The following is a 21,615-nucleotide window of genomic DNA, read 5'->3' on the forward strand; positions in this document are numbered from 1 at the left end:
ACGCTGTTTACTGTATCAATCTACCCCGACAAACCCACCGGTCTGGTGATGCCACAGCCGCGCATACAGCCCGTGCTGGGCCAGCAGTTCACTGTGGCTGCCGCTTTCGACGATATGCCCTTTGTCCAGCACCACCAGGCGGTCCATACGGGCGATGGTCGACAGGCGGTGGGCGATGGCGATCACCGTCTTGCCCTGCATCAGCGTCTCCAGGCTCTCTTGAATCGCCGCCTCGACCTCCGAGTCCAGCGCCGACGTGGCTTCGTCCATGATCAGGATCGGTGCGTTCTTCAGCAGCACCCGGGCAATGGCGATGCGCTGGCGCTGGCCGCCGGAGAGCTTGACCCCGCGCTCGCCGACATGGGCGTCAAAGCCGGTGCGGCCCTGGGCGTCGGACAGCTGCGGGATGAACTCGTCGGCTTTCGCCCGTCGCACCGCTTCCCACACTTCTTCATCAGTGGCATCGGGGCGACCGTACAGCAGGTTGTCGCGGATCGAGCGGTGCAGCAGCGAGGTGTCCTGGGTAATCATGCCGATCTGTGCGCGCAGGCTGGCCTGGTTGACCTCGGCGATGTTCTGGCCGTCGATGAGGATGCGCCCGGCCTGCACGTCGTACAGACGCAGCAGCAGGTTGACCAGGGTCGACTTGCCAGCGCCGGACGGGCCGATCAGGCCGATCTTCTCGCCGGGGCGGATGTCCAGGTTCAGCGCATCGATGACCTGGCTGCCCTTGCCATAGTGAAAGCCCACGTGCTCGAAACGGACCGCGCCCTGGCTGACCTTCAGTGCCGGCGCATCGGGCTGGTCGCTGACCGTCACCGGCTGGGCGATGGTCTGCAGGCCGTCCTGGACCATGCCGATGTTTTCGAAGATGCCGTTGACCACCCACATGATCCAGCCCGACATGTTGACGATGCGAATCACCAGGCCCGTGGCCAGGGCAATGGCACCGACGGTGATCAGCGACTGGCTCCACAACCACAGCGCCAGCCCCGTAGTGGCGACCACCAGCAGGCCGTTGAGCGAGGTGATGACGACGTCCATGCTGGTGACGACCCGCGCGGCCAGTTGGGTCTTTTCGGTCTGCTCGCGGATCGCTTCACGGGCGTACTGTTGTTCGTAGTCGGTGTGGGCGAACAGCTTGAGGGTGGCGATGTTGGTGTAGCCGTCGACGATACGGCCCATCAGTTTGGAGCGGGCGTCGGAGGAGATCACCGAGCGTTCTTTCACCCGGGGCACGAAGTAGTACAGCGCAGCTATGTAGCAGGCGATCCATATCAGCAGCGGCAGCATGAGCCGCCAGTCGGCTTCGGCGAACAGTACCAGCGAGCTGATGGCGTAGATCAGCACGTGCCACAGCGCGTCCACCGCCTGCACTGCCGAGTCGCGCAGGGAGTTGCCGGTCTGCATGATGCGTTGGGCGATGCGCCCGGCGAAGTCGCTCTGGAAGAAATTCAGGCTCTGCTTGAGCACGTAGGTGTGGTTCTGCCAGCGGATCAGGCTGGTCATGCCCGGGCTGATGGTCTGGTGCACCAGCAGGTCGTGCAGGCCGAAGAACAGCGGGCGCAGCAGCAGAATGACCACCAGCATCCAGATCAGCTCAGCGCCGTGCGCGCTGAAGAAGTTGGCATTGGGCGTGCCCTGGGCCAGGTCGATGATCCGGCTCAGGTAGCTGAACATCGCCACCTCGATCAGCGAGGCGAACAGGCCGACGATAAGCAGGGCGAGAAAGCTGGGCCAGACCTGGCGCAGGTAATAGAGGTAGAAGGGCCAGACCTTGCCGGGTGGCGCCTCGCTCGGCGCCTCGCGGAAGATGTCGATCAATTGCTCGAAACGACGGTACAGCATGGGTGAGATAACTCCTGTTCCATCCGACCCTCAGGCGGTTCACGTCCTTGTGAAGCCTGCGGTCAGTCGATGCGTTTGGCTGACTTGATGTACACCGGGTCGGCCGGCACGTCGCGCATGCCTTTCTTGACGGTGGTTGGCGAGTTGACGATCTGGTCGACCACTTCCATGCCCTTGGTGACCTTGCCGAACACCGCGTAACCACGGTCACGCCCGGGGTTGAGGAAATCGTTGTCGGCCACGTTGATGAAGAATTGGCTGGTGGCCGAATTCGGGTCGGAGGTACGGGCCATGGACAAGGTGCCACGGGTGTTTTGCAGGCCATTGCTGGCTTCGTTGCGGATCGGGTCCTTGGTGCTCTTCTGCACCATCTGGTCGGTGAAGCCGCCGCCCTGGACCATGAAGCCCGGGATCACGCGGTGGAAGATCGTATTGTTATAGAAACCGCTGTCGACGTACTGCAGGAAATTCTTCGTACTGATTGGCGCTTTTTCAGCATTCAGCTCGATCTCGACCTGGCCGAAGCTGGTGTCCAGCAACACGTGTGGCGTTTTGTCGGAGGCCATGACGCTGGTGGCGAAGGCGACCGAGCAGGCGGTCAGCAGGAGTTTTTTCAGCATGGGCTCAAAGATCCTTGAGAGGTGGAAGCGGCTGCGAGGAAGGGCAGCAGGGTACGGTTGAAGACTGCGGGTTGATCCAGGGGCGTAGCGTGCCGGGAATCCTCGATGACCGCCAGTCGGGCTTGTGGCATCAGGGCGACGTAACGCTCCTTGAGTTGTATCGGTGTGTAATCGTGGTCGGCGGCGATCACCAGGGTAGGACAGGCGATCTGCCCGATGCGTTCCTGCACGCCCCAGTCGACGATGGCGTCGAAGCTTTTCAGATACGCGCGTTTGTCGTTGCGGGCCCAGCGTTCGGCCATCTTGCGCCGCAGTTCGGCCTGCTGGGGTTTGGGAAAGAGCCTGGCGGCCAGGCCCTTGCCCACCGTTTCGACACTGAGCACACGCGCCAGGCCCCAGCGCTTGAGCCACCAGATCCAGTCACTGCGGGTGCGGCGTTTCACCTCCGGCGCACTGTTGACGATGCACAGGCTGCGCAGCCAGGCGGGGTGGTCGACGGCGAACTGGAAACCGACCATGCCGCCCATCGACAGGCCGACGAAGTGCACGGGGCCGGTGCCAAGGTGCTGGAGCAGGGCCAGCAGGTCTTCGCTGAAGGTCTTGATGCGGTAGCCGCGCCGCGGCTTGGAGGATTGGCCGTGGCCGCGGATGTCCATGAGGATGACCCGGTAATGGCGGCTGAACTCAGGCACCTGCAGCTCCCAGTCCTGGCTGCTCGAGCCCAGCCCGTGCAACAGCACCAGGGGCTCGCCCTGGCCATGTTCCTCGTAATGCAGCAGGCATCCGTCATGTTCGAAACAGGCCATGGGCGCGGTCCTCTCAGGCTTGCGGGGGGGCTGCGAAGGGCACGTCCAGCGGCGCGGTGTCGAAGTTGCGCAGCAACTCGATGAGGATCTGCGTGGCCGGGCCCAGGGTCTTTTCCTTGCTCGAATAAAGGTAGAACAGCGGGTGGCGGCTGCCACCCTGATCCAGTGGCAAGGGCTTGAGCACGCCATCGCGCAGTTCGCGTTCGATCATGTGCCGGGGCAGCCAGGCAAAGCCCAGGCCGCTGCTGACGAAGGTGGTGGCGGTGCCCAGGCTGCCCACCGTCCAGCGCTGCTCGGCGCCCAGCCAGCCGACGTCGCGCGGTTGGGCGCGGCCGGAGTCGCGGATCACCACCTGCAGCTGGCTTTCCAGGTCCTGGAAGGTGATCTCACGGCCCATGCGGTGCAGGGCGTGCTCGGGATGGGCGACGGCGACGAACTCCACCGGGCTGAGCTCGGTGCCCAGATAACCGCCGATGTTGAAGCTGCTGATGGCCAGGTCGGCGATGCCTTCGTGCAGCACTTCCTCGACTCCGGACAATACTTCTTCACGCAGGCGCACCCGGCAGCCGCGGCTTTGCGGCATGAACGCACTGAGGGCGCGTACCAGGCGGGCACTGGGGTAGGCGGCGTCCACCACCAGGCGTACTTCGGCCTCCCAGCCCTGTTCCATGTGGTGGGCCAGGTCTTCCAGTTGGCTGGCCTGCTTGACCAATTGCCGCGAGCGGCGCAGCAGCACGCTGCCGGCCTCGGTCAGCACGGCCTTGCGCCCGTCGATGCGCAGCAGCGGCACGCCCAGTTGCTCCTGCATGCGCGCCACGGTGTAGCTCACCGATGACTGCGAGCGGTGCAGCGCCTCGGCGGCCTGGGCGAAGCCGCCGTGATCGACCACCGCCTGCAGGGTCCGCCACTGATCCAGGGTTACGCGCGGCGCTTTCATCCAGGGCTCCTGTTGTCCTAAGCTGCGCTCTTCTCAAGGAGAGCGCCGGTATGAAGAAATGTTGTGCGGCTTTGCTGTTGTGGCTGCCCCTCGGGGCCATGGCCTACCCCATCGATGTGGAGAAACAGACCGACGGGGTCAAGGTCGACTACACCGCCTATGACACCACCTACGACATCGGTTCGATCAACCTCAACAACTATGGGCAGGTGCCGGCGGCGTGCAAGGTCACGTTCCGCAATGGCCCCGAGGCGCCGCGCGTGCGCCGGGTCAATGTGCCGGCGGGCAAGAGCGTCGATGTAACGGCGAAATTCAACCGCGAGATTCTCAAATTGCGCATCCAGCTGGACTGCAAAGCGGAATAAAACTGATTCATCGATAGATTGGTCCCACTTTTTACGCTTTTTTATCGATAGGTCAACCCTTAATCTCACCTCCATCGAATCGCCACCCTTTACCGCCGATGGAGGCAACCATGTCCCGCGTACTGATCATCGAAAGCAGTGCCCGCCAGCAGGATTCCGTTTCCCGTCAACTGACCCAGGATTTCATTGCCCAATGGCAAGCGGCGCACCCTGCTGACGAGATCAAGGTCCGTGACCTGGCCGTGGCCCCGGTGCCACACCTGGATGCCAACCTGCTGGGCGGCTGGATGAAGCCTGAGGAGCAGCGCAGCGCCGCCGAGCTGGAGGCCCTGGCCCGTTCCAACGTGCTGACCGACGAACTGCTGGCAGCCGACGTGCTGGTGATGGCGGCGCCGATGTACAACTTCACCATCCCCAGCACCCTCAAGGCCTGGCTCGACCACGTCCTGCGGGCCGGCATCACCTTCAAGTACACCCCGACCGGCCCGCAAGGCCTGCTGACCGGCAAACGCGCCATCGTCCTGACCGCCCGTGGCGGCATCCATGCCGGCGCCAGAAGCGATCACCAGGAACCTTACCTGCGCCAGGTGATGGCCTTCATCGGCATCCATGATGTGGACTTCATCCATGCCGAAGGCCTGAACATGAGCGGCGAGTTCCACGAGAAGGGCCTGAACCAGGCCAAGGCCAAGCTGGCCGCGGTGGCCTGAGGCTCAACGAATTCCCAACCCTGACACCTTGTTGCTCCTTTGGGTGTACCTGCCCGGCCATTGCGGCCGGGCTTTTTTATGGCTGGGACACAGCAAATACCTATGCCGGCCTCTTCGCGGGTAAACCCGCTCCCACAGGTTATGCATGATCCTGTGGGAGCGGGTTTACCCGCGAAGAGGCCGGCACAGCCCTTACAAACCTCATGGTTGAACTGCCCGGACCCAACCCGCTAAGGTCGCCGCCTTGATCCACGAGAGGCCACCATGGGCTACCTGATAATCGTCGCGCTGATCCAGGCGTACTCGTTCAACCTGATCGGCGAATACCTGGCCGGCCACGTCGACAGCTACTTTGCCGTGCTGGCCCGGGTGGTGCTGGCCGGGTTGGTGTTCCTGCCATTGACCCGCTGGCGCCAGGTCGAACCGCGTTTCATGCGCTCCATGTTGTTGATCGGCGCGTTGCAGTACGGCATTACCTACGTGTGCCTGTACCTGAGCTTCCGCGTGCTGACCGTGCCTGAAGTGCTGCTGTTCACCATCCTCACACCGCTGCACGTCACCTTGATCGAGGACGCCCTGAACCGGCGCTTCAACCCGTGGGCGCTGCTGGCTGCGCTGGTGGCCGTGGCCGGCGCGGCGGTGATCCGTTTCGACAGTGTCACGGGCGAGTTCTTCGTGGGCTTCTTGCTGTTGCAGCTGGCCAACTTCACCTACGCCGCCGGCCAGGTGCTGTACCGCCATCTGGTGGCGCGCCACCCGAGCGATCTGCCGCACTACCGACGTTTCGGCTATTTCTACCTCGGCGCGCTGCTGGTGGTGCTGCCGGCCTTCCTGCTGTTCGGCAACGCCCAGCACCTGCCGAGCACCGACACCCAGTGGCTGGTGCTGTTGTTCCTTGGGCTGTGCCCGACCGCGCTTGGCCTGTACTGGTGGAACAAGGGCGCCTGCCTGGTATCCGGCGGCACCCTGGCGGTGATGAACAACCTGCATGTACCAGTGGGGCTGCTGCTGAACCTGCTGATCTGGAACCAGGACGAACCGCTGGGCAGGTTGGCCGTTGGCGGGACGATCATCTTGTTGTCGGTGTGGATGAGCCGGTTGGGCGGGCAACGTACTGTGCAGCCAGCATCGCGTTGATTGGCAGGCTTTGATGGCCTTGTCGCGGGGCAAGCCCGCTCCCACGGTGCTTGTGGGAGCGGGCTTGCCCCGCATTGGCTTCAGGCCGGTTCCTGACGCGCAACTCGCGTCGCAAGCCCCGCGCGCATGTCATTGCCACTGGGCTGCTGGTACAGGCTCAAGCCGAACTCCGGCAACACCGCCAGCAGGTAGTCGAAGATGTCGCCCTGGATGCGCTCGTACTCGGCCCATACCGTGGTGGTGGTGAAGCAGTAGATCTCCAGCGGCACGCCCTCGGCGGTGGTCTGCATCTGGCGGACCATGCAGGTCATGTTCGGGTGCACGTTGGGGTGGCTCTTCAGGTACGCCAGGGCAAAGGCGCGGAAGGTACCGATATTGGTCAACTGCCGGCGGTTGGCCGACAACCCGGCGTTGTGGCCCTGGGCCTCGTTCCATTCGCGCAGCTCCTGGCGCTTGCCGGCCAGGTAGCCGCCGAGCAGGCGCACCTGGCCCAGGCGCTGTTCTTCTTCCTGGGTCAGGAAGCGCACGCCCGCGGCGTCGATGAACAGGCTGCGTTTGATCCGCCGCCCGCCGGATTGCTGCATGCCGCGGTAGTTGCGGAACGACTCGCTCATCAGGCGCCAGGTGGGGATGGAGACGATGGTCTTGTCGAAGTTCTGCACTTTGACCGTGTGCAGGGTGATATCCACCACATCGCCGTCGGCCCCGGCCTGGGGCATCTCGATCCAGTCGCCGACGTGGAGCATGTCGTTGCTGGTCAATTGCACGCTGGCGACGAACGACAGCAGGGTGTCCTTGTACACCAACAACAGCACCGCCGACATGGCACCCAGACCCGACAGCAGCAACAGCGGCGAGCGGTCGATCAGGGTGGCGACGATGACGATGGCGGCGAAGATCCACAGCATCATCTTGGCCAGCTGCATGTAGCCCTTGATCGAGCGGGTGCGGGCATGCTCGGTGCGGGCATAGATGTCCAGCAGCGCGTCGAGCAGGCACGACAGCGCGCGGGTCATGAACAGCAGGGTGATGGCCAGGGCGAGGTTGCCGAGAAAATGCTGGGCGGTGGCCGAAAGTTCCGGCACCAGCTTCAGGCCGAACTGCACCACAAGCGATGGGGTGGTCTGGGCCAGGCGGTGCAGCACCTTGTTGTGGCGCAGGTCGTCCAGCCATTTGAGCGCCGGCTGGCGGCCCAGCAGGCGGCTGGTGTGCAGGATCAGGAAGCGCGCCAGGCGGCCGATCAGCAGCGAGACGAGCAGCAGCACGGCCAGTCCGAGGGCGGCGTGCAGCAGCGGGTGTTGGTCGAGGGTGCCCCAGAGGTCGAGGGCATCGCGCCAGAATCGTTGGAGGTCCATAAGCGTAGAAACGGTCTGTGTTGCGGTACGAAGCGGCATTAGAGCGTGGATCGGCGCAAAGTTGCCAAAAGAAATTCGGTTCTGGCGGCGGAAAACGTTACCCTATGCAACTTGAATTTTTCGCACTTGCCCGAGGTTACCCCCGTGTTTTCCCAATTCGCCCTGCACGAACGCCTGCTCAAAGCCGTGGCCGAGCTGAAATTTGTCGAGCCGACCCCGGTGCAGGCAGCGGCCATTCCCCTGGCCCTGCAAGGGCGTGACCTGCGGGTGACGGCACAGACCGGCAGCGGCAAGACCGCTGCATTCGTCCTGCCACTGCTCAACCGCCTGGTCGACCGCAGCGGCCCGAGCGTGGAAATCCGCGCGCTGATCCTGCTGCCGACCCGCGAGCTGGCCCAGCAGACCCTCAAGCAGGTGAAGCTGTTCTCCCAGTTCACCTACATCAAGTCGGGCCTGATCACCGGCGGTGAAGACTTCAAGGAACAGGCCGCCATGCTGCGCAAGGTGCCGGACGTGCTGATCGGCACCCCGGGCCGCCTGCTCGAGCAACTCAATGCCGGCAACCTCGACCTGTCCCACGTGGACGTGCTGATCCTCGACGAAGCCGACCGCATGCTCGACATGGGCTTCGCCGAAGACATGGAGCGCCTGTGCAAGGAGTGCGAGAACCGCAAGCAGACCCTGCTGTTCTCCGCCACCACCGGCGGTGCAGCCCTGCGCGACATCATCGGCAAGGTCCTCAAAGACCCTGAACACCTGATGCTCAACAGTGTCTCGCAGCTTGCCGAAGGTACCCGCCAGCAGATCATCACCGCTGACCACGACCAGCACAAAGAGCAGATCGTGCAGTGGCTGCTGGCCAACGAGACCTACCAGAAGGCGATCATCTTCACCAATACCCGTGTACTGGCCGACCGTATCTACGGTCATCTGGTGGCCAAGGACGTGAAAGCCTTCGTGCTGCACGGCGACAAGGACCAGAAGGACCGCAAGCTGGCCATCGACCGCTTCAAGGAAGGCGGTTCCAAGGTGCTGGTGGCCACTGATGTAGCGGCGCGCGGCCTGGACATCGACGGGCTGGACCTGGTGATCAACTTCGACATGCCACGCAGCGGCGACGAGTACGTGCACCGTATCGGCCGTACCGGCCGTGCCGGTGGCGAAGGCCTGGCGATCTCGCTGATCACCCACAACGACTGGAACCTGATGTCGAGCGTCGAACGCTACCTCAAGCAGCAGTTCGAGCGCCGTGTCATCAAGGAGGTCAAGGGCACCTACAGCGGGCCGAAGAAGGTCAAGGCCTCGGGCAAGGCAGCTGGCACCAAGAAGAAAAAGACCGAGAAAAAGGCCGGTGACAAGAAGGGCACCGCCAAGCGCAAACCGACCGCCAAGCCCAAGGCCAATGCACCATTGGCCAGTTCCGATGGCATGGCACCGCTGAAGAAGCGCAAGCCAGCAGCGGAGTAAGCGCTTTTCGGTTCAAGCCCGCCACCGCAAGGGTGGCGGGTGATTTCGCGCTTTCCCCAAGCGTGCGTAGCCCATTTCCCAAACTGCTCTTTGGTCCAGGCATTTTGCTGCCTGGCTTCCAAACTCCCTCTGGCATGTTTTCGCTGGCAGGAGTAGCGTATGTACAACTGTAAATACGAAAGTCCCATGCGGTTTGAATGGGACGAGGAAAAGAACCAGCTGAACATCCGCAAGCACGGTATCGATTTCAACGAAGTGCCCGACATGTTCCGGCACCCGATGCTGGTGCTCAAGGATGAGCGCTTCGACTACATAGAACCACGTTGGATCAGCATGGGCTGGATCAACGCCTGGGTCAGCGTGGTCGCCTAGACCGAGCGGCAAGGGGATGTGATCCGAGTCATCTCCGCCAGAAGAGCTACCCGACGCGAGGAAATACGCTATGTCGAAACCATCCAGAAACAGTGATGAACACTCCGGCCGCGGGCCGATCGACACCTCGGATATCCCCGAGCTGGACGACGATTTCTTCCGCCAGGCCGAGCTTCGGTTACCTGCCAAGCAAACCGTGACCATTCGCCTCGACGCTGACGTGCTGGCCTGGTTCAAGGACCAAGGCAGTGGCTACCAGACGCGAATCAACCAGTTGCTGCGTCAATACATGCTGGCCCAGCAGCGCCGTTGAGACAGGCGCTGCTCAGGTCTTTTTCTCGGCTTCCTTCAATTCCTTGATCCGCTTGTCGATCAGTTGGCATTTGTCCGGCAAGTCCTTGCTTGCCGTCCCGAGCTCCATGCCTTGCAGTTCGTCATTGATTTCCTTGGCTTTCTGCGGATTCTGCTCGGTCAGCCGGGCAACCAGCCCGGCGAGTTCCTCGCGTTTATGCGTGGCTTCTTCCGGCGTGCAGGCCCAGGCGGGCAAGGCACACGCCAGGCTGGCAAACATTGCGGCGCGGTAGAGGGTTTTCATCATCTTGGCCTCTGGTGATCCTGCTACGTGTGAGAGGCGGGGCAATTTGAAAGTTCAGCCTGATCGACAACGGCATCCCGGGTTGCGGCCATCCGCGACAAGTCCTTGACCGGCAGGAGGATGCGCCGGACGAGAACGCCTTCGACCAGGTCTCGGCAAGTGCACGGATCGCCTGAGGTCGTTTTGAGGCTGGCAAGTGGCAGGCTGAACGGCTGATAATCGCCGTTCGTCTGCCACTGCCGAGCCCTCGATCATGTCTGTAGCAATCAAGGCGGCCCGCTTATGAGCGAGGTCCGCAAGAACCCCGACGCCTTTGCCCTGCAGGTGATGCTGGGGCTGTGCCTGATCTGGGGCTGCCAGCAGGTGCTGATCAAATCCGCTGCCGTCGACATTGCCCCGGTGATGCAGGCGGCGTTCCGTAACGGCATCGCCGCCGTGCTGGTAGGGCTGCTGGTCTGCTTCAAAGGCGGCTGGGGCCAGGTGGGTATCACCTGGCGTGCCGGGGTGCTGGCCGGTGCGCTGTTCGGGCTGGAGTTCCTGTTCATCGCCGAGGGGCTGAAGCTGACCTCGGCGGCGCACATGTCGGTATTCCTTTATACCGCGCCGATCTTCACCGCCCTGGGGCTGCATATCATGATGCCCTGCGAGCGGCTGCGCCTGTTGCAGTGGCTGGGTATCCTGCTGGCGTTTGCGGGCATCGCCCTGGCATTCGCCGGAGGCGTCTCGTTCGAGCAGCTCGATGGGCGCATGTTGTTGGGTGACGCCCTGGCTATCCTGGGCGGCTTGGCCTGGGGCGCGACCACAGTGGTTGTGCGCTGTTCGCGGCTGTCCGAGGCGCCGGCGACCTTGACGCTGTTCTACCAACTGGCGGTGGGTTTCGCCGGGCTGCTGCTGATGGCCCTGGTGAGCGGGCAGATCGCCGATTTCGCGCTGACCCCGCTGGCGGTTGGCAGCGTGCTGTTCCAGGGCATCGTGGTGTCGTTCGTCAGCTACCTGACCTGGTTCTGGTTGCTGCGCAAGTACCTGGCTTCGAACCTGGCGGTGTTCTCCTTCATCACGCCGCTGTTCGGGGTGACCTTTGGCGTGATGCTGCTGGACGAACCGCTGAGCTTGAACTTCGTGCTCGGCGCGGTGCTGGTGCTGGTGGGGGTGATCATGGTCAGTGCCGAGGTTTGGGTGCGGCGGCAATTGCGCAGGATCGTGGGATAGCAGACGAGCGCCAGACTCAGCCCGCCCGGCGCAGGCCGGTGCATGACGCAGGTAGTGGCACGGCCCCTGTCAGCACCAGTACCCCGGCCAGCCCCAGCCCCGCAGCCGCCATTACCAGCGCCGGCTGCAAGCCACCACTGAAGTGGCTGCTCAAGGCCGCCAGCAGCGGCCCGCTCAACTGCCCCAAGGCAAAGCACGCGGTCAGCAGCCCGGCATTGCGCTGGGTGGCATGGGGCGCAAGTTCCCGTGAGCGCTGCATCACCAGTTGCATGCAGGCCAGGAATGGCCCACCGCAGAGCACTACCCCCAGCCCCAGCCCGATGCCGCCGCCTTGCAGGCAGGCCAGCACACCCAGGCCTTGCAGCCAGAGCGTGGCGGTCAGCCAAGCCGAGGTGCGTCCCGAGCGACGCAGGCTGACAAGCACCACGCCCAGCGCCGCCGACAGACCGAATGCCGGCCAGAACAGATCGGCCATCCACTGCCCTTGGAACTGCTGGTTGGCCATCTGTGACAGGAAGGTGGCTGGCAAGATATAGCCGATGCCGTACAGCCCATAAACCAGGCCCAGGCGGCCGATACCGTTGCCCTGTGTCGGGCCACTGTTGCTGGCGACTGGCGCAGGCTCCTGGGGCCGTGGCAACCACCGCAGCACGGCCAGCAGCATCACCAGCGCCGCCATCGCGTAGATCAGCCACAGCGCCGGCGAGCCGAGCCCCAGCAGGTGCGCGCCCAGTGCCAGCAGGCCGGTGACGGCGATCCCCACACCGGGCCCGGCGAACACCAGGGCACCGAGCCGCTGACGGCCATGGGCGTTGGCCAGTTGCTGGCTGAGGCTGGTGATCATCACCAATACCCAGGCACTGGCCACGCCCGTGCCGAAGCGCAGCAGCAGGTGGCTCCAGAAACCGTCGGCGGCCGCCGAGGCGAGGGTGAGCAATACGCAGAGCCACAGGCCGCCGTGCAGACGCAGACGCACCTGGGCCGGCTGGCGGGCGAACATGCCGTCCACCGCACCGAGGAAGTAGCCAAGGTAGTTGGCGGCAGCGACCAGGCCGCCTGCCGTCAGGTCGAACTGGCCCTCGGCGATAAGGCGGGGCAGTTGCGGGGTGAGGGCGAAACGGCCGATGCCCATGGCCATCATCAGGGCCACGGCGCTGGCCAGCAGTTGCACGAAGGGCGACATGGAGGCGTCTCCTGCTCGAATGGTTGCGATGGATGGCAGGGTAGGGCGGATTGACTTTCAATAAAATTGAATAATGATGATCAAGTTGTTCTGTTCTGGAGAATGATATGGAGTTCAGCCAACTGCGTATCTTCCTGGCCGTGGCCGAGGAAGGTTCGATCACCCGCGCCGCCGAGCGCCTGCACCGCGTACCGTCGAACCTGTCGACGCGCCTACGCCAACTCGAGGAGCAGCTGGGCGTGGAGCTGTTCCTGCGTGAGCGCCAGCGCCTGCAACTGTCGCCTGCGGGCAAGGTACTACTGGATTACGCCAACCGCCTGTCGGCCCTGCGTGACGAAGCGATGGCCGCCGTGCAAGGCGGGCAGCCGGCCGGTGATTTTGTGCTGGGTACCATGTACAGCACGGCGGCGATCCATTTGCCGGCGCTGCTGGCGCGTTATCACCAGGCCTACCCGGCAGTGAACCTGCAGGTCCAGGCAGGCCCCAGCGGCGACTTGCTCGAGGGGCTGCTCAGCCATCGGCTCGATGCCGCATTGGTGGATGGTCCGCCAAGCCTGGCCGGGCTGGATGGCGTGCCCTTGTGTGAGGAAGAGCTGGTACTGATCACCAGCCCCGAGCATCCGCCAGTCAGCAGCGCCCGGGATGTGGCTGGCAGGGCGGTGTTCACCTTCCGCCAGGGGTGCTCCTACCGTATGCGCCTGGAGGCTTGGTACGCCCATGCCCACACGCCCATGGGGCGGGTGATGGAGATCGAGTCGTACCAGAGCATGCTGGCCTGTGTGATCGCCGGCGCCGGGGTGGCGCTGATGGCGCAATCGATGCTCGACAGCCTGCCGGGGCGTGACCGGGTGCGTGCCCATCGCTTGCAAACACCATTCGATCAGGCGGTCACCTGGTTGATGTGGCGCCAGGGCATGCGTGGGGCCAATCTGCAGGCGTGGATCGAACTGCAACAAAGCGAAACGATTGACCGACCGTCGGAAGCTGTCGCCTGCGCTTGATCCGGGTCAAAATCGCCCATATCTGTAAGAACAGAGGCATGCGCAATACAGGACATCGGACTATGATCTGTATGACGCATCGCAGGATTGATTGACCGTGAGGCTGAACCCGTCAAGGGGGCATTATGAACGAACGCATGTACAACTGGCTCCACGACCTGGCCGTCGCCCTGGGCTTGCTCCCGCCACCCCTACAGCCGGTGCCGATCCCTACCGACGAAGAACAGCGCAAGCGCCAGCCGCGTCGTCGCTGATACACCCTCAATGCAAAAGGCCGCCGCATCGACAAGATGCGGCGGCCTTTTGCATTGAGGGTGCAGCTAATTGCGGGGCAAGCCCGCTCCCACAAGGTCTGATGTGGGAGCGGGGTTGGCGTCAGGCCAGGTTGACTGCCGCAGCCGGCTTGCGCGACGCCAGGCTGACCACCACGAAGCTCACCAGGCCGATCGCCAGGCTGTAGTAGATCGGCGTGTTGGCCTCCAGACCATCCTTGAACATGAAGAACAGCGCGGTGACAAAGCCCAGCGACATGCTGGCGATGGCCCCGGCGGTGGTCGCGCGCTTCCAGAAGATCGCGCCGATCAGCGGGATCAGCATGCCGCCCACCAGCAGGTTGTAGGCCAGGGTCAGGGCGCTGATTACATCGTTCACCGCCAGGGCGATGCCCAGTACCACCAGGCCGGTCAGCAGGGTGAACAGGCGGTTGACGCCCAGGCTCGACTGCTTGCCGCCGCGCAGCTTGGGCAGCAGGTCTTCGGTCAGGGTGGTCGAGGCGGCCAGCAGGCCGGCACTGGCGGTGGACATCATCGCGGCCAGGGCAGCGGCCATCAGCAGGCCACGGATACCTTCAGGCAACTGGCCCTTGATCATTTCGGCAAAGGCGTTGTTCGGGTTGGCCAGGTCTGGCATCAGCACATGGGCGGCCATGCCGATCAAGGCGCAGGCCAGGCCGTACAGCACGCAGTAGACACCAGCGGTGGTACCGGCGCGCTGGCAGACTTTCTCGTCACGGGCGGTGAACACCCGCTGCCAGATGTCCTGGCCGATCAGGATGCCGAAGAAGTAGATCAGGAAGTAGGTGATGATGGTGTCCCAGCCGATGGTGGTCCAGCTGAAGCTGGCCGCCGGCAACTTGGCCACCAGCACGTCCCAGCCGCCGGCCTTGTACAGGCACACCGGCAACAGGATGAACATCAGGCCCACGGTCTTGATCACGAACTGGACGATGTCGGTCAGGGTCAGCGACCACATGCCGCCAATGGTCGAGTACACCACTACCACGCCGCCGCCGAACAGCAGCGCCAGCCAGAACGGCACGTCGAGCAATACCTGCAGCACGGTGCCCATGGCCAGGGTCGAGGTCACGCCGATCATCAGCGCATAGGCCAGCATGATGACCGCACTGGCCTGGCGCGCCATGGGGTTGTAGCGACGCTCCAGCACTTGGGTGACGGTAAAGATCTTCAGGCGCAGCAGGGGTTTGGCGAGGAACAGGTTCAGGGCGATGATGCCCAGGCCCAAGGCTGCGCACAGCCAGAAGCCAGAGATGCCATGGACATAACCCAGGCGCACGGTGCCGACGGTGGAGGCGCCGCCCAGCACGGTGGTGGCCATGGTGCCCATGTACAGGGTCGGGCCCAGGTTGCGTCCGGCCACCAGGTAGTCTTCGTGGGTTTTCGCACGGCGCATGCCGTAGTAGCCGAGGCCGAGCATGCCGACGGCATAGATCAGTACAACGATGATGTCCAAGGCCATTGGGGGTCTCCCGATTATCTTTATTATGGCGAGATCGACCGCCGTCGCTTCTCACGGCGCCCGGCGGTCCTGTCTTGTGTCGGCGGGCCTCAATGGCCCTCCCGGATGGCTCCTGCCGGGGTGTTTCTATGGCTCGACGGGTTGTTGTGGGAGCGGGCTTGCCCCGCGATCGCTATCGCGGGGCAAGCCCGCTCCCACAAGCCTTCATTCCAATCAGCGGCGTACTACCCCTGGCAGCACGCAGAGCATTTCGAACAACAGGTTGGCGCCCAGCAGCGAGGTGTTGCCGGTGGTGTCATAAGGTGGGGAGACTTCGACCAGGTCACAGCCGATCAGGTCCAGGCCGTGGCAGCCGCGGATGATCTCCATCGCCTGGATGGTGGTCAAGCCGCCGATTTCCGGCGTGCCGGTACCCGGTGCCCAGGCCGGGTCGATGCCGTCGATGTCGAAGGACAGGTAGACCGGGCCACCACCGACTTTCTCACGCACTTCGGCCATCAGCGGTTCCAGCGATTTGTGCCAGCACTCTTCGGCCTGGACAACGCGGAAGCCCTGGCGGCGGCTCCAGTTGAAGTCGTCGGCGGTGTAGCCCTGGGCGCGCAGGCCGATCTGCACCACGCGATCGCAGTCGAGCAGGCCTTCCTCCACGGCGCGGCGGAAGGTGGTGCCGTGGGCGATCTTCTCGCCGAACATGTGGTCGTTGACGTCGGCGTGGGCGTCGATGTGCACCAGGCCGATCTTGCCGTGCTTCTTGTGCAGCGCGCGCAGGATCGGCAGGGTGATGGTGTGGTCGCCGCCCAGGGTCAGCGGGATGACGTTGTGCTCGACGATCTCGTCGTAGGCTTCTTCGATGATGCGCACGGCGTCGAGCAGGTTGAAGGTGTTGATCGCCACGTCACCGATGTCGGCTACCGACAGCGAGTCGAATGGGGCGGCGCCGGTGGCCATGTTGTACGGGCGGATCATCACCGACTCGGCGCGAATCTGCCGTGGGCCGAAGCGGGTGCCCGAGCGCAGCGAGGTACCGATGTCCAGCGGCACGCCGATGAAGGCGGCGTCCAGGCCTTGGGCGCTTTGCAGGTGGGGCAGGCGAAGCATGGTGGCGATGCCGCCGAAACGCGGCATTTCGTTGCCGCCCAGTGGTTGGTGGAGAGTCTTGTCCACGGTGGGCCTCATCAGTCGGTCGATTGTTATGTTTGTTCGAACCTGTGCCGCCGCGCGCCTCGAACAACGATGGGGGGCGGCGGGCAGGGACATTTCGCCGCAGTCTGCGCAAGGTAGTGCTTCGGAAGAATCGCTACCGACAAATACTTACTTCAGGAATTTCTGAACTATCCGCCTGAAGGCGCGTTAGACTCTGACGATTTCCAGCCCGCGGAACCCTCGCCCCATGGCCTCATCGCTGCCCGACCTGAAACTGCTGCGCATCTTCGCCAGCGTGGTGCGCCACCAGGGGTTCGCCAACGCCCAGCGCGACCTCAACCTGTCGACGTCGGCCATCAGCACCTACATGAGCCAGTTGGAGGGCGCCCTGGGTATCGTCCTCTGCCACCGTGGCCGTGGTGGTTTCAGCCTGACCAGCAAGGGCGAGCTGTTCCATCAGGAGACCCTGCGCCTGCTCGGCGAACTGGATGGTTTCGAGCAGTACGCGGCGGCGCTCAAGGGCGAGCTGCGCGGCACCCTCAACCTCGGGGTGATCGACTCCACGGTGGGTGATCGCGCCTTGCCGCTGGCCGAGGCCATCGGTGCCTACAGCCAGGAGCACCCAGGGGTGCACCTGCACCTGTCGGTTTCCAGCCCTTACGAATTGCAGCTGGGCGTGCAGGACAACCGCCTGGACCTGGCCATCGGCGCCTTTTCTTCGCGCATGAGCGGCCTGGTGTACCAGCCGCTGTACCGCGAGCAGCACTGGCTGTACTGCAGCAGTCGCCACTCGCTGTTCGCCGAGCGGCGCATCCCGGAGCCGGTGATCACCCAGCAGCGTATGGTCGGGCGCGGTTACTGGAGTCAGGCCGAGTTGGCCCGCCACGGCTTCAAGCACAGTGCGGCGACGGTGGAGAGCATGGAGGCGCAGCTGATTCTGATTCTCTCCGGCGCCTACATCGGCTACCTGCCCGAGCACTACGCCCAGGCCTGGGTCGACAAGGGCGACTTGCGGGTATTGTCGCCGGCCACCTTCGGTTACCAGGCGCCGTTCTCGTTGATCATCCGCCGCGGCCGCAGCCGGGAACCCTTGATCCAGACGTTCCGCGACCTGCTCAAGAGCCAGCTCAACGTTGGCTGAACAATGTCGTTTTCAGCTCATTCCGTCAGGTAGGTAAAAATTCCTGCAAAACTTGACCACTGACGTGATGGCCTTCTGCTAAACATCTACTTGCTTTGATGAATTTCCCACTCATCTGGATAAGCAAGGGATCGCCAGCGATGCGCATGAATTTGCCCGTCACCGAACACGAAAGAACCTTTCCCAACCACCAGCGGCTGATTTCCACCACCGACCTCAACAGCCGCATCACCTACTGCAACGACGCATTCGTGGCCATCAGCGGTTTCACCTACGACGAACTCGTCGGCCAGACGCACAATCTGGTGCGTCACCCGGACATGCCGCCGGCAGTCTTCGGCCATATGTGGGACACCATCAAGCAAGGCAAACCCTGGATGGGGGTGGTCAAGAACCGCGCCAAGAACGGCGATTTCTACTGGGTTAGCGCCTATGTCACGGCGGTGTACGAGAACGGCCGCATCAGCGGCTACGAGTCGGTGCGTTCGGTGCCCACCCGCGAGCAGATCCGCCGTGCCGAAGCGCTCTACGCGCGCCTGCGCGCCGGTCGCTCGCCGGTGGCGCTGGCCGCGCGCCTGGGCCATGGCATCGGCCACGGCTGGCCGTTGATCGGTGCCGGGCTGATATCGGCCGCCGGCTATCTGTGGTTGCCCCAGTACGCCGCACTGGGGGTGCTGATGGTCAGCCTGCTGGCGGCCTGGTACCTGGTCGAGCACCGGCAGAACCAGGCCATCCGCCGCACCTTGCAGGAGCATCCCAAAGCGTTCACCAGCCCGCTGGTGGCCCTGACCTACAGCGACAACCCCGGCCTGCAGGGCCAGCTCGACCTGGCGATCCTCAGTGAAGAGGCACGTCTGCAGACCGCGCTGACCCGCCTGGTGGACGCCGGGGTCGGGGTCAAGTCACGGGCCGCGCAGTCCGCCGACCTGTCCGACGCCCAGGCGCAGATGCTCGACCGCCAGCGCAGCGAAACCGACCAGTCGGCCACTGCCATCGCGCAGATGGCGGCGACCATCCAGCAGGTCACCCATAACGTGCAGAGCACTGCCCATGCCGCCAGCGACGCCGACCAGCTGGCCCAGCAGGGCAGCGACCTGGCCCAGCAGAGCCTGCGTGCGATGGGCAGCATGAGCGAGGCGGTGAGTGATATCGGCCAGGCGGTCAATGCCCTGGCCGAGCAGACCCAATCGATTGGCAGCGTGGTGGACGTGATCACCTCGATTGCCGAGCAGACCAACCTGCTGGCGCTCAACGCCGCGATCGAAGCCGCTCGTGCCGGCGAGCAGGGCAGGGGCTTTGCCGTGGTCGCCGACGAGGTCCGTTCGCTGGCCCAGCGTACCCGAGCCTCCACCGAGGAGATCCACCACATCATCGCCGGCCTGCGCACAGGGGCCGACCGTGCGGTGGCCAGTGCCAGCCGCGGCCAGCAGATCTCCAGCGACAGCGTGCACAGTGTCGAGGCGGTGCAGGAGGCGTTGTCCGGCATTGCCCAGGCGGTCAGCCGCATCACCGGCATGAGCCAGCAGATGGCCACGGCGTCCGAGCAGCAGAGCCACGTGGCCGAAGACATCAACCAGCAGATCGTGCGCATTGCCCAGCTGTGTGATGAAAGTGCCGGGCAAGCCAGGCAGGGAGCCGAGATCAGCCAGGACCTGGAGCGCATGGCGGAGTACCTGCATAGCCTGGCGGAGCGGTTCAACCGCTGAGTGTGCGTGGATCGTGGGGCCGCGTTGCGGCCCTTTCGCGACACAAGGCCGCTCCTACAGGGGAGCGCATAGCCCTGTAGGAGCGGCCTCGTGTCGCGATGGCCCGCAACGCGGGCCCAGGATTCCCGCCTGGACACCACCCTGTGGCAAACTGCGCGCCCTCAAGGAGCCCGCTATGCCCAGACCCCACTGCGATCGTTGCCAGCGCCCGCTCGCCCATTGCCTTTGCCCGCTGATCCCCAGCCTCGCCAGCCGTACTCGGGTGGTCGTGCTGCAGCACCCCAGCGAAACGTCGCATGCGCTCAATACCGCGCGCCTGGCAGTCCTCGGGCTGATCAATGCCGAACTGCGGGTGGGCGAGGTATTCGATGACCTCGAAGCATTGCTGGCTACACCGGGGTATCGGCCGGTACTGCTGTTCCCCGGCGACGCTGCCGAGGTTCTGGGTAGCTATGGCGAAGGCAGCGAGCTGCCCCTGCTGTTGATCGTCCCCGACGGCACCTGGCGCAAGGCGCGCAAGATGCTCTACCTGAACCCACTGCTGGACACGCTGCCGCGGGTGACGCTGGGTGATATGACGCCCTCACGCTATCGGCTGCGCAAGGCGCCGGAACCGGGCGCGTTGTCGACCATCGAGGCGGTGGTGCAGGCGTTGAATGCGCTGGAAGGGGCGAGCCGGTTCGATCCGGTGTTGCGACCTTTCGAGGCCCTGATCGAGGGGCAGATCAGGGCGATGGGGCTGGAGACATTCGAGCGTAATCACGGCACGGGATCAGACTAGTTCGAGATTCATGCCTCGATCGAGCCGCATCGAGCTTGGTGCGCGCTTGAAATCCCTTGGAAGCGCACGGGACCAGCCGACGGCTTGCTGGCTGATCCCACACCCATGTAGGTCGCACGTTTCGATCAGCGTTCGCGCAATGCTTCTGTCCGTGCCTTCAAGACCGGCTTCAACAGGTAGTCGAGCACGCTCTTCTGCCCGGTGATGATATCCACCGTGGCCACCATCCCCGGGATGATCAGCAACGGCTTGTTATCCCCGCCCAGGTGGTTCTTGTCGGTGCGTACCTGGATCAGGTAGAACGCGTTGCCCTTGTCATCGGTGACGGTGTCCGCACCGATCAGCTCCAGCTTGGCCTTGAGCCCGCCGTAGATGGTGTAGTCATAGGCACTGAACTTGACCATCGCCGTCTGCCCCGGGTGCAGGAACGCCACATCCTGTGGCCTTACCTTGGCCTCGATCAGCAGGTTGTCCTCGATCGGCACGATCTCCACCAGATCGCTGCCGGGCTGTACCACGCCGCCGATGGTGTTGACCTTGAGCAGCTTGACGATGCCGTGCACCGGCGACACCACGGTGGTGCGGTTGACCCGGTCGTCAATGGCGATGCTGGTGGCTGTGATCTTCGACAGCTCAGTGCGTTTGTCGTTGAGCTCCTTGGCCGCCTCGGAGCGGAAGGTGGCGTCGGACTCCTGGATCTTGCTGCGGATCTCGGCCACGGCCGCTTCGGCGCGGGGGATCGCCAGGCTGGTGGCATTGAGCTGGCCGCGGGCTTCGACGGTGCGCTGCTTGAGGCGCAGGATTTCCACCGGTGAGATGGCGCCCTTGCTGACCAGCGGCGCCGACATGTCCAGTTCCTGTTGCAACAGGCCCAGCGCCGAGCGGTATTGCTCGACCTTGGAGCGGAATTCGGCGAGCTCCTGGGTCTTCTGCCGCAGTTGTTCGTTGAGGGTCTGTTTCTCGCTGGCCAGGCGACGCTGGCGCGAGTCGTACAGGGCCGCTTCGTCCTCGGCCACTTGCGGGGCTTTGTCGCGCACGTCCTGCGACAGCACGAACGGGCGGCCCTCGGCTTCAGCCGACAAGCGCTCGACCTGGGCGGTAAGGGCGTAGCGGTCGGCTTCGCTTTCGCCCTTGTTCGACTTGAACCGGGTGTCGTCCAGGCGCAGCAGGGTGGCGCCCTTGTCGACCATCTGGCCTTCACGCACGAAGAGCTCGGTGACGATACCGCCTTCGAGGTTCTGCACCACCTGCACCTTGCTCGACGGGATGGCCTTGCCTTCGCCGACCGTGACCTCGTCGAGCACGGCGAAGTTGGCCCAGACCAGGGCCACCAGCAGCAGGATGGCGGCCAGCCACACGGTCAGGCGCGACAGGCTGGGTGAATCCTGCAAGGTGGCGCCGGCGAGCTCTGGCAGGTAATCGCGTTCAGCGTGCCGTTCGGTGCCTTGGAGGTAGCTGCGTACGCTGTGGAAAATGGACATCTG

21 protein-coding genes and 2 pseudogenes are annotated in these 21,615 nt (G+C 64.0%); 13 read left to right on the forward strand and 10 right to left on the reverse strand.

All coding sequences use genetic code 11. The annotated features are described in order from the left end of the window. Positions 1 to 15: 15 nt before the first annotated feature. The 4 genes from RTH46_RS04020 to RTH46_RS04035 all read right to left on the reverse strand — a co-directional run bounded on the left by RTH46_RS04020 (position 16) and on the right by RTH46_RS04035 (position 4,211). Complete coding sequence (locus RTH46_RS04020) at positions 16 to 1,848, reverse strand: ABC transporter ATP-binding protein (RefSeq protein WP_279848909.1); 1,833 nt, start codon at positions 1,846 to 1,848, stop codon at positions 16 to 18. 62 nt (positions 1,849 to 1,910) lie between these two features. After that, positions 1,911 to 2,468, reverse strand: coding sequence for a peptidylprolyl isomerase (locus tag RTH46_RS04025; protein WP_125859592.1), 558 nt, complete (start codon positions 2,466 to 2,468; stop codon positions 1,911 to 1,913). Continuing rightward, a complete protein-coding gene (locus RTH46_RS04030; protein WP_316905096.1) occupies positions 2,462 to 3,274 on the reverse strand; it encodes an alpha/beta hydrolase in 813 nt (270 codons plus the stop codon). Before RTH46_RS04030 ends, RTH46_RS04025 begins: the two co-directional genes overlap by 7 nt. Positions 3,275 to 3,287: 13 nt before the next feature. Continuing rightward, positions 3,288 to 4,211, reverse strand: a complete 924-nt coding sequence (locus RTH46_RS04035) for a LysR family transcriptional regulator (RefSeq protein WP_110995903.1) — start codon at positions 4,209 to 4,211, stop codon at positions 3,288 to 3,290. A 50-nt stretch (positions 4,212 to 4,261) separates the two neighbouring features. Between RTH46_RS04035 and RTH46_RS04040 the strand changes: the two genes are divergently transcribed. The 3 genes from RTH46_RS04040 to RTH46_RS04050 all read left to right on the forward strand — a co-directional run bounded on the left by RTH46_RS04040 (position 4,262) and on the right by RTH46_RS04050 (position 6,423). Further along, a complete protein-coding gene (locus RTH46_RS04040; protein ID WP_316905097.1) occupies positions 4,262 to 4,576 on the forward strand; it encodes a 3-phosphoglycerate kinase in 315 nt (104 codons plus the stop codon). A 110-nt stretch (positions 4,577 to 4,686) separates the two neighbouring features. After that, positions 4,687 to 5,286 (forward strand): FMN-dependent NADH-azoreductase, encoded by a 600-nt coding sequence (locus tag RTH46_RS04045; RefSeq protein WP_316905098.1) that lies wholly within the window; start codon positions 4,687 to 4,689, stop codon positions 5,284 to 5,286. Between the two features lie 264 nt (positions 5,287 to 5,550). After that, positions 5,551 to 6,423: a carboxylate/amino acid/amine transporter gene (locus RTH46_RS04050; RefSeq protein WP_153789050.1), complete on the forward strand. Its 873-nt coding sequence runs from the start codon at positions 5,551 to 5,553 to the stop codon at positions 6,421 to 6,423. Between the two features lie 80 nt (positions 6,424 to 6,503). Here RTH46_RS04050 and RTH46_RS04055 read toward each other — a convergent pair whose 3' ends face one another. Then, positions 6,504 to 7,778 carry a mechanosensitive ion channel family protein gene (locus tag RTH46_RS04055; protein WP_279845397.1) on the reverse strand — a complete coding sequence of 425 codons (1,275 nt, stop codon included), beginning with the start codon at positions 7,776 to 7,778 and terminating at the stop codon, positions 6,504 to 6,506. 144 nt (positions 7,779 to 7,922) lie between these two features. Here RTH46_RS04055 and RTH46_RS04060 point away from each other — a divergent pair, with 144 nt between their 5' ends. From RTH46_RS04060 to RTH46_RS04070, 3 genes and pseudogenes are all read left to right on the forward strand, one after another. Further along, entirely contained in the window at positions 7,923 to 9,245 is a 1,323-nt protein-coding gene (locus RTH46_RS04060; protein WP_153789048.1) for a DEAD/DEAH box helicase, read from the forward strand. A 186-nt stretch (positions 9,246 to 9,431) separates the two neighbouring features. Beyond that, positions 9,432 to 9,713 (forward strand): annotated as a pseudogene (locus RTH46_RS04065) (BrnT family toxin). After that, positions 9,688 to 9,930 (forward strand): BrnA antitoxin family protein, encoded by a 243-nt coding sequence (locus tag RTH46_RS04070; RefSeq protein ID WP_153789047.1) that lies wholly within the window; start codon positions 9,688 to 9,690, stop codon positions 9,928 to 9,930. The pseudogene RTH46_RS04065 and the gene RTH46_RS04070 overlap by 26 nt, the downstream one beginning before the upstream one ends. A gap of 12 nt (positions 9,931 to 9,942) precedes the next feature. On the opposite strand, the gene RTH46_RS04075 is transcribed toward RTH46_RS04070, so the two are convergent. Then, positions 9,943 to 10,212, reverse strand: a complete 270-nt coding sequence (locus RTH46_RS04075) for a hypothetical protein (protein WP_153789056.1) — start codon at positions 10,210 to 10,212, stop codon at positions 9,943 to 9,945. Between the two features lie 282 nt (positions 10,213 to 10,494). Between RTH46_RS04075 and RTH46_RS04085 the strand changes: the two genes are divergently transcribed. Next, positions 10,495 to 11,421: a DMT family transporter gene (locus RTH46_RS04085; protein WP_316905099.1), complete on the forward strand. Its 927-nt coding sequence runs from the start codon at positions 10,495 to 10,497 to the stop codon at positions 11,419 to 11,421. A 16-nt stretch (positions 11,422 to 11,437) separates the two neighbouring features. Here RTH46_RS04085 and RTH46_RS04090 read toward each other — a convergent pair whose 3' ends face one another. Next, positions 11,438 to 12,604, reverse strand: a complete 1,167-nt coding sequence (locus RTH46_RS04090; protein ID WP_316905100.1) for an MFS transporter — start codon at positions 12,602 to 12,604, stop codon at positions 11,438 to 11,440. Between the two features lie 107 nt (positions 12,605 to 12,711). Between RTH46_RS04090 and ptrR the strand changes: the two genes are divergently transcribed. Beyond that, positions 12,712 to 13,605 carry a putrescine utilization regulator PtrR gene (ptrR, locus tag RTH46_RS04095; RefSeq protein ID WP_316905101.1) on the forward strand — a complete coding sequence of 298 codons (894 nt, stop codon included), beginning with the start codon at positions 12,712 to 12,714 and terminating at the stop codon, positions 13,603 to 13,605. Positions 13,606 to 13,730: 125 nt separating this feature from the next. Next, complete coding sequence (locus tag RTH46_RS04100) at positions 13,731 to 13,859, forward strand: PA1414 family protein (RefSeq protein ID WP_256206021.1); 129 nt, start codon at positions 13,731 to 13,733, stop codon at positions 13,857 to 13,859. A 121-nt stretch (positions 13,860 to 13,980) separates the two neighbouring features. On the opposite strand, the gene RTH46_RS04105 is transcribed toward RTH46_RS04100, so the two are convergent. Then, entirely contained in the window at positions 13,981 to 15,360 is a 1,380-nt protein-coding gene (locus RTH46_RS04105) for a sodium:solute symporter (RefSeq protein WP_153789043.1), read from the reverse strand. A gap of 213 nt (positions 15,361 to 15,573) precedes the next feature. After that, positions 15,574 to 16,524 (reverse strand): agmatinase, encoded by a 951-nt coding sequence (gene speB / locus RTH46_RS04110; RefSeq protein ID WP_110996363.1) that lies wholly within the window; start codon positions 16,522 to 16,524, stop codon positions 15,574 to 15,576. Between the two features lie 226 nt (positions 16,525 to 16,750). On the opposite strand from speB, the gene RTH46_RS04115 reads away from it, so the two are divergent. The 4 genes and pseudogenes from RTH46_RS04115 to RTH46_RS04125 all read left to right on the forward strand — a co-directional run bounded on the left by RTH46_RS04115 (position 16,751) and on the right by RTH46_RS04125 (position 20,131). Next, positions 16,751 to 17,644, forward strand: a complete 894-nt coding sequence (locus tag RTH46_RS04115) for a LysR family transcriptional regulator (protein ID WP_110996362.1) — start codon at positions 16,751 to 16,753, stop codon at positions 17,642 to 17,644. Positions 17,645 to 17,790: 146 nt separating this feature from the next. Beyond that, positions 17,791 to 18,087: pseudogene (locus RTH46_RS26230) on the forward strand (PAS domain-containing protein); the annotation flags it as partial. A 234-nt stretch (positions 18,088 to 18,321) separates the two neighbouring features. Next, positions 18,322 to 19,350: a methyl-accepting chemotaxis protein gene (locus RTH46_RS04120; RefSeq protein ID WP_371923760.1), complete on the forward strand. Its 1,029-nt coding sequence runs from the start codon at positions 18,322 to 18,324 to the stop codon at positions 19,348 to 19,350. A 175-nt stretch (positions 19,351 to 19,525) separates the two neighbouring features. Continuing rightward, positions 19,526 to 20,131: a tRNA-uridine aminocarboxypropyltransferase gene (locus tag RTH46_RS04125; protein WP_316905102.1), complete on the forward strand. Its 606-nt coding sequence runs from the start codon at positions 19,526 to 19,528 to the stop codon at positions 20,129 to 20,131. 125 nt (positions 20,132 to 20,256) lie between these two features. Here RTH46_RS04125 and RTH46_RS04130 read toward each other — a convergent pair whose 3' ends face one another. Further along, a complete protein-coding gene (locus RTH46_RS04130; RefSeq protein ID WP_153789040.1) occupies positions 20,257 to 21,612 on the reverse strand; it encodes an HlyD family type I secretion periplasmic adaptor subunit in 1,356 nt (451 codons plus the stop codon). Between the last annotated feature and the right edge of the window lie 3 nt (positions 21,613 to 21,615).

Origin of the sequence: Pseudomonas sp. zfem004 (genome assembly GCF_032621715.1) — a bacterium.
Classification (GTDB): Bacteria; Pseudomonadota; Gammaproteobacteria; order Pseudomonadales; family Pseudomonadaceae; genus Aquipseudomonas; species Aquipseudomonas sichuanensis.

Coding starts and splice junctions, on each gene's coding strand:
- RTH46_RS04020 (WP_279848909.1), bottom strand. CDS start 1,848: ATGCTGTACCGTCGTTTCGAGCAATTGATCGACATCTTCCGCGAGGCG.
- RTH46_RS04025 (WP_125859592.1), bottom strand. CDS start 2,468: ATGCTGAAAAAACTCCTGCTGACCGCCTGCTCGGTCGCCTTCGCCACC.
- RTH46_RS04030 (WP_316905096.1), bottom strand. CDS start 3,274: ATGGCCTGTTTCGAACATGACGGATGCCTGCTGCATTACGAGGAACAT.
- RTH46_RS04035 (WP_110995903.1), bottom strand. CDS start 4,211: ATGAAAGCGCCGCGCGTAACCCTGGATCAGTGGCGGACCCTGCAGGCG.
- RTH46_RS04040 (WP_316905097.1), top strand. CDS start 4,262: ATGAAGAAATGTTGTGCGGCTTTGCTGTTGTGGCTGCCCCTCGGGGCC.
- RTH46_RS04045 (WP_316905098.1), top strand. CDS start 4,687: ATGTCCCGCGTACTGATCATCGAAAGCAGTGCCCGCCAGCAGGATTCC.
- RTH46_RS04050 (WP_153789050.1), top strand. CDS start 5,551: ATGGGCTACCTGATAATCGTCGCGCTGATCCAGGCGTACTCGTTCAAC.
- RTH46_RS04055 (WP_279845397.1), bottom strand. CDS start 7,778: ATGGACCTCCAACGATTCTGGCGCGATGCCCTCGACCTCTGGGGCACC.
- RTH46_RS04070 (WP_153789047.1), top strand. CDS start 9,688: ATGTCGAAACCATCCAGAAACAGTGATGAACACTCCGGCCGCGGGCCG.
- RTH46_RS04075 (WP_153789056.1), bottom strand. CDS start 10,212: ATGAAAACCCTCTACCGCGCCGCAATGTTTGCCAGCCTGGCGTGTGCC.
- RTH46_RS04085 (WP_316905099.1), top strand. CDS start 10,495: ATGAGCGAGGTCCGCAAGAACCCCGACGCCTTTGCCCTGCAGGTGATG.
- RTH46_RS04090 (WP_316905100.1), bottom strand. CDS start 12,604: ATGTCGCCCTTCGTGCAACTGCTGGCCAGCGCCGTGGCCCTGATGATG.
- ptrR (WP_316905101.1), top strand. CDS start 12,712: ATGGAGTTCAGCCAACTGCGTATCTTCCTGGCCGTGGCCGAGGAAGGT.
- RTH46_RS04100 (WP_256206021.1), top strand. CDS start 13,731: ATGAACGAACGCATGTACAACTGGCTCCACGACCTGGCCGTCGCCCTG.
- RTH46_RS04105 (WP_153789043.1), bottom strand. CDS start 15,360: ATGGCCTTGGACATCATCGTTGTACTGATCTATGCCGTCGGCATGCTC.
- RTH46_RS04115 (WP_110996362.1), top strand. CDS start 16,751: ATGGCCTCATCGCTGCCCGACCTGAAACTGCTGCGCATCTTCGCCAGC.
- RTH46_RS04120 (WP_371923760.1), top strand. CDS start 18,322: ATGGTCAGCCTGCTGGCGGCCTGGTACCTGGTCGAGCACCGGCAGAAC.
- RTH46_RS04125 (WP_316905102.1), top strand. CDS start 19,526: ATGCCCAGACCCCACTGCGATCGTTGCCAGCGCCCGCTCGCCCATTGC.
- RTH46_RS04130 (WP_153789040.1), bottom strand. CDS start 21,612: ATGTCCATTTTCCACAGCGTACGCAGCTACCTCCAAGGCACCGAACGG.